Origin of the sequence: Herbaspirillum sp. B65 (assembly GCF_000333555.1) — a bacterium.
Classification (GTDB): domain Bacteria; phylum Pseudomonadota; class Gammaproteobacteria; order Burkholderiales; family Burkholderiaceae_D; genus Herbaspirillum; species Herbaspirillum rubrisubalbicans.
On sequence record NZ_BADI01000840.1, the window covers coordinates 1 to 1,194 of the forward strand.

Annotated in this window: 1 protein-coding gene and 1 pseudogene; both read right to left on the reverse strand. The window is 65.7% G+C overall.

Translation table 11 applies throughout. The features are described from left to right. Nucleotides 1–793, reverse strand: a 793-nt coding sequence (mnmH, locus tag I5W_RS20025; RefSeq protein ID WP_044530547.1) for a tRNA 2-selenouridine(34) synthase MnmH, incomplete at its 3' end; no start/stop codon positions are given. Beyond that, nucleotides 793–1,194: pseudogene (locus I5W_RS20030) on the reverse strand (AIR synthase-related protein); the annotation flags it as partial. The gene mnmH and the pseudogene I5W_RS20030, both read right to left, overlap by 1 nt.

Here is a 1,194-nt window from a genome sequence, read left to right on the forward strand (position 1 = left end):
CGCCGGTATTCCTCGCAAGACCGCTGACGTAGTCGCGCAGGATGCGCTCGACCCGCCCTTCCCGGCTATCCTCCAGCCACACCATAGGCAGGCTCTGCATCCGCTGGTGCAAGGCCAGCGGCAAGGCACACACGCCGATCAGGCGGCTTTCATCTTCCAGGGCAAACCAGTGATGCCCTTGCGCCTGCAACTTGATCAGGGCAATCGCCAGCCTGTGCTCGAAATCGATGGGCGCCGGTTGCGGGCTGGCGCGCTTGCCGAAGCTGGAGCCGCGATGATTGGCATAGGCTTCCAGATCCAGCGCATTGTCCAGTTGCAGCAGGACGTCGGTCTTGCCGCAGCCGGTCATGCCGCCCACCACCACGAAGCCACACTCGGCCAGTGCCTGGTCGATGGCCTCCATCAAGAAATGGCGCAACGCCTTGTAGCCACCTGCCACGCGCGGATAGGCGATGCCGGCCTCGCTCTGCAACCACTGTTGCGTGATCTGCGAGCGCAGCCCGCCGCGGAAGCAATACAGGCAACCTTCCGGGTGCGCCTTGGCAAACTGCGCCCAGGCCGCAATGCGCGCCTCCTTGACGGCACCGCTGACCAGTTGATGCCCCAGGGCGATGGCCGCCTGCTGGCCCTGCTCCTTGTAGCGCAGACCCACTTCATGGCGTTCGCTATCGTTCATCAACGGCAGGTTCACTGCCATGGGGAACGCCCCCTTGCCGAACTCCACCGGCGCCCGCGCATCCAGCATGGGCGTATCGGCGATGAACAAGGCACGGCTGGGCTGTAGATCAGACATCAGAGCACCTCGACCGCGTAGCGCTGTCGTTCCACCAGCTCGCCGATGGGCGCCAGTTCCAGGCCGAGGGCAGCAGCGGTGGCGAGGAATTCTGGATTGGCCTCGGGCCGCACAGCCACCAGCAAGCCGCCGCTGGTCTGCGGATCGCACAGCAGGTGCTTCTGGCTCTCGCTCAAGGGGCTGATCTTGCTGCCATAGCTCTCGAAGTTGCGCCCGGTACCGCCCGGCACACAGCCTTCGGCCAGGTAATACGGCACGCCCGGCAGGCTGGGCACCCGCGCGTGCTGGATGCGGGCGCTCACGCCGCTGCCTTCGCACATCTCCACCAGGTGACCCAGCAGGGCGAAGCCGGTCACATCCGTCATGGGCGGCTACGCCCGCAGCTTTGCGAAGCGGCTACC